Origin of the sequence: Bifidobacterium sp. UTCIF-38 (assembly GCF_006454495.1) — a bacterium.
In the GTDB taxonomy this organism is placed as follows: Bacteria; Actinomycetota; Actinomycetes; order Actinomycetales; family Bifidobacteriaceae; genus Bifidobacterium; species Bifidobacterium callitrichos.
This window is the reverse complement of the sequence record NZ_JFAL01000027.1, coordinates 1-4,462: the sequence shown is the minus strand read 5'-3', so window position 1 is coordinate 4,462 and position 4,462 is coordinate 1. Positions and strand designations below refer to the sequence as shown.

The following is a 4,462-nucleotide window of genomic DNA, read 5'->3' as shown; positions in this document are numbered from 1 at the left end:
TACATCTTATTTCGTTCAATAAGATGGCAGCGTAGGACCATATCGAGAGACATCCATGATGCTAATGTATTCGGAAGCAAGTTATTCGTAACCAAGTTGCTTACGAATACATTAACTTGCGCAAGGCGTAGGAAGACCAAGACTAATACTCTGATCAGCATCAAGAGCATCAAGCGACTTCGGTCGCGTCGAAGACCGACACATGCCCGTCCGACGTACGGCTGATGCTATTTCGCCGTGATAGAACTGCCGGCCGAGGATCTCTCGCACGCTATGCCCCCGCAAGGCGAGAGGCTTCCGTCGGCGGTCAGTTGTACGAGGCGAACATCTCATTGGCCGACCGGATCAGAAGATCCGGCTCATGCCGGTCGCGAGCCTTCTCGGCGAGCTCGTCGGTCTTGACGAACAACGCGAAATCACTCCGGTCGTACCCCTCCACCAGCCCGGTCCGCGATCGCAGAGCCTGCGTGGCCACGGCAATATTCAGCGTATTCTTCCACTTGCATTCGCCGAGCAGAATCCGATGATGTACCGGATCCGCGGCTATGACGTCGATGTCCGTCTGCGAGCGCACCTTCGGATCGTTGCCCCACCACCTGCCGAACCGCGACGCGGTGAACGGCAATGCCCCCGTACGATTCGCACGCATGAGCCACTGGCGTGCAACATCCTCGAACACCTGTCCCACGTAGGTGTCCAATGCCGGGCCGAACACCTCAGCCCGCACGGCGATATCCCCGTCGCAGTTTTCGATGTCTGCCGAGTGCGGGCTGACGAACCTATACCAGAACGAGAAGAACGGGTCGCGAATGGTCCATAATCCTTTGCGGGAACGAGCCGGATCCTCGCCGAACGGCACCTGACGTTCGATGAGACCGAGTCCGGACAGCGTCGTCAGGTATTTGCTCACGCTCGATTCCACGGCCAGACCGGCCTGAGAGGCGATCTTGTTCTGCCTGGTAGCACCAGCGCCGATCGCGTTCATCACGGAATTGTATGTGGACGGGTCACGCAGCTCCTGCCGCAACAGCATCAGCGGCTCCTCATACAGCAGCCCGCTGGTATCGAACAACAGTTCGGTCACGTTCTGTTCATAGGTGAGATCGGCTTGGATCTGTTTGAGATAATACGGCGTTCCACCGAACGTTGCGTAGTATCTCACCACATCGGTCGGGGACGCAAACGGCAGCATGCGTGCGGTATCGAACGCATCGAATGCGGTGAGGCGCAACTGCCCGGTTCTGCGACCGTACAGCGGACTTTTGTAACCGAGCACCTCGCTTTCCATGAATCCTTCATTGCTGCCGCACAGCACCATCATCATGTTGGAATCATTGAGTCCGTGATCGATGGCGATCTGCAACGTGGATGGCAGGGAGGGTTCGCTGATCGCCGCATAGGGGAACTCGTCGAATACGAACAGCGTGCGCTCATCGGTGCGCTCCTTCATGCGCTCCACGATGAAGTCGAATGCGTCCTGCCAGAGCGCGAACGGCGGTAGTGAGCCCGGCATGCCGAAGAAGGCATACAGTGTTCTCGAGAAGTCCCTCAGATTGGCGATTGAGGTCTGCTGCCTGGCGGTGAAGTACAGCGTGCGTCTGTCTTTCGAGAACTGGTCCAGCAGCGCCGTCTTGCCTATACGGCGACGACCATAGAGCACCATCATCTGGAAACCGTCATGCTTCCACATCCGCTCCAATGCACTTAGCTCGCGTTCACGCCCCACAAAAGCCACGACGACCTCCTTATTTGATGCTGTTTGGTATGATACCAATTGGTATCATACCAAACAGCATCAAGCGTGGCTCCGGTCGCGGATCTCGCGTATGAGCGGGATGCGCCGGCAGAGCGTCGTGCAGATGGCGTCGGTGATGACCAGGGACATACGTACGTTCCCCGCGAGCTGATCGCGGACGATATCGGGGACCGCATCCAGCGCATTCAGGTCATACCGATCCCAGTCGCGGATCGACGCGAGCTGACGGTACGCGTTGGGCCTGTCGCCCCAGTCGTCGATCCAGAACGGTTTCGCCGGATAGTCGTCGTTCGATATCGCGTCCGGCTCCAGACCGTTCCATAGGCTGTCGCCGCTGTCGAAGATGGGCGCCGGGCGGATTGCGAGCGATTCCACGTCGCGGATCAGCCCGAAGTTGTTGTAGTGCCGATCCGTATTGCGCAGCAGGAAATCAAGGAACAGGAAATCATCCGTCGCCCGTTCCTCGGTCTCCCGGTCGACGCCGAGTCGTTCGCATGCCTCCAGCCATATGGTCCTGCGCTCGTCGTTGCGGCCGTCACGGAATATGCGACGGATCTGCCCGCCCGGGATCAGCTCCTCCCGATCGGAGAGCATCTCGTCGCAGATCGACACGCGCCTGCCCTGCGCACGACCGATGCGATATTCGATTTTTCCTAACATCTCCGATCCCATCGGCACCATGCAGGCGCTGATGAGTTACGGCATCCGCGCGATTCCGTTCAGCGAACCACCCCAACCCGGACGAACGCCGAACTCGCAGCCTAGCCGGTCAGGTTGCGATTCCGTGAGCCGGAACCACCTCAGTCACCCACTACCGGCCGATCAGCTTCTTGCCGATCTTGGCGCGCACCATATTTGTGTCACCGTCATCGGGTAATCGCATTTCAAGGTCGCTTCCGGGGGGTATTTTAGACAGAAAAGCAAAGTTTATCCCCCAGAAGCAATACGGAGTGCAGGAAGAGCAGGTGGATGCCAGATGGCTCTGTATCCGCGCGAACGGTACTTGGAACGTCTCCGCCCCTTTTATGACGACACCGACCTCATCAAAGTGATCACGGGCATCCGCCGATGCGGCAAATCCTCCCTCATGGCGTGCGTCGCCGAGGAATTGCGCAGACGCGGCACCGACGAGCGCAACATCGTCGTCCTGAATCTCGACAGCCGCGAACTGCGTAAGGTGACCACTGCGGACGAGCTCGACCGGATCATCGCGCAACGCACCGGAACCGATGGCCTTATCTACCTGTTCATCGACGAAGTCCAGAACGTCAGCGGCTTCGAGACCGTGGTCAACGCCTACCGCGAGGACGGCCGGTTCTCCATCTTCATCACCGGCTCGAATTCGTATCTGCTGTCCGGAGAACTGGCGACAAAACTCACCGGACGGTACGTGGAATTGGAGATGTACACGCTCTCCTACGGCGAATACCTAGGCATGCGTGGCTTCCTCGGCGCTCCGACAGACGCGGGTATGGCATCGTTCAACGACTACCTGACCTACGGCGGTTTCCCCAAGGCGTTGGAATACGATGACCCGGACGCGAAGTCCATGTACATCCAAGACGTTATCCGCCAGATCTTCGAAAAGGACATCACCGCACGAAGCCGAATCACGAACCGCGACACATTCGCACGCGTGCAGTCCTATCTGATCAACAACTACGCGTCACCCACCAACCTGACACGTATCATCCAATATCTCCGCCACAGCGAATCCATATCCATCAAGAGGGAGACTCTCGCCAAATACGTGCGCATGCTCGAAAACGCCAAAATCCTGTACAAGTGCCCAAGGTTCGACCTGCGGTCGCGTAAATCGTTACGCGGAGGCGAGAAGTACTACATCGCGGATCCCGGAGTGTATTACGCGCGCAACACCGACGTGCGAATGAGCTATGGACCTGCATTGGAGAACGTCCTGTATCTGCATCTACGAGCCAAAGGCTACGAGGTCAGCGTGGGAAGGATCGGCAAACTCGAATGTGATTTCATCGTACGTAAACGTAATCAGTATGCGTATATCCAGGTCTCGATGAGCGTCCTCGACCCGCAGGTCGAGGAACGGGAATACCGGCCGTTCACACTGATCCACGATGGGTTCCCTCGTTATCTGTTCACGCTTGATCCGCTGCCGTTGCAACGTGATGGCGTACGACATCGCAACCTCATGGAGTTCCTCGCCAACGACGGGGACATCACATTTGAATAACCGATTCAAAGAAGCAAGAAGACCGACGCGAGGGGGAAGATCACGCTTGAGGCGGAAGGCAGTCGCCCCGATGCCATGAACCGCTTCGTCCAGACCCTTTCCAACATCCAATCGCTGACGGAGACGGCACAGCACCGAGTCGCCGAATACTCCGTCGACGACGTGGCGGCGGCACTTGACGCATACGGGCTCCAAGCTCATCATGATCGGAGACGACCGCGAACACGAACTGCGGGATTTCTCTCCGGGATTTCTCTCCGGGATTTCTCCGTGCAGGCGTTGACGAGCTACGGCATCCGTGTGATTCCGTTCAGCGAACTACCGACCCGGGCGAACGCCGAGCTCGCGGCGTAAGACATCCGCACGCTACAAGCCCGCACGGCGAGAGGTTTCCGTCATCACCCGACACCGGCCTCCCGCCTGCGACGGCCCAGCGAGAGGTCTCTGTCTGTCCGTGGCGGGGATCTCTCGCCAGAGCCTCTTCCAGCGAGAGATCC

The 4,462-nt window shown here is 58.2% G+C and carries 4 protein-coding genes; 2 read left to right on the top strand and 2 right to left on the bottom strand.

All coding sequences use genetic code 11. The features are described from left to right. Positions 1-307: 307 nt before the first annotated feature. Positions 308-1,735, bottom strand: a complete 1,428-nt coding sequence (locus tag BW11_RS09755) for an ATP-binding protein (protein ID WP_258184628.1) — start codon at positions 1,733-1,735, stop codon at positions 308-310. 60 nt (positions 1,736-1,795) lie between these two features. Next, positions 1,796-2,416, bottom strand: coding sequence for a hypothetical protein (locus tag BW11_RS11620; protein ID WP_181162566.1), 621 nt, complete (start codon positions 2,414-2,416; stop codon positions 1,796-1,798). A gap of 316 nt (positions 2,417-2,732) precedes the next feature. Here BW11_RS11620 and BW11_RS09745 point away from each other — a divergent pair, with 316 nt between their 5' ends. Together BW11_RS09745 and BW11_RS09740 are read left to right on the top strand one after the other, a co-directional pair. Continuing rightward, a complete protein-coding gene (locus BW11_RS09745; RefSeq protein ID WP_140445382.1) occupies positions 2,733-3,965 on the top strand; it encodes an ATP-binding protein in 1,233 nt (410 codons plus the stop codon). 75 nt (positions 3,966-4,040) lie between these two features. Then, complete coding sequence (locus BW11_RS09740; RefSeq protein WP_140476364.1) at positions 4,041-4,319, top strand: hypothetical protein; 279 nt, start codon at positions 4,041-4,043, stop codon at positions 4,317-4,319. Positions 4,320-4,462 lie beyond the last annotated feature (143 nt).